The 247-nt window shown below is 54.7% G+C and carries 1 protein-coding gene; it reads right to left on the reverse strand.

The annotated features are described in order from the left end of the window. Positions 1–22 precede the first annotated feature (22 nt). A partial coding sequence (locus tag AAEZ02_RS23180; RefSeq protein ID WP_351125533.1) for a hypothetical protein occupies positions 23–247 on the reverse strand: 225 nt, incomplete at its 5' end.

Below are 247 nucleotides of genomic sequence, written 5' to 3' on the forward strand. Positions count from 1 at the left end.
CGTCCGGTTCCGGCCGGGGCCTTCATGCACTGATGCCCTGCCGAAACAACCTCGGCCTTCCTGGATAACCCCGGTGCTTTACCATGTCATAAAGCCTTGCAGCGGTCCGCGAAGGGAATTCATTAAGCGTTTCCACAATACAGGGTAAGTAAGGATCGATGATGGATGTGCGTTGGGTGCGGTCGATTTTGGGCAAACCAGCAAACGCTAGCACGCGGTCAACCACCGAGTGATGAATACCCAATTG

It is taken from the genome of Shewanella sp. T24-MNA-CIBAN-0130 (assembly GCF_040310185.1).
Taxonomy (GTDB): Bacteria; Pseudomonadota; Gammaproteobacteria; order Enterobacterales; family Shewanellaceae; genus Shewanella; species Shewanella psychromarinicola.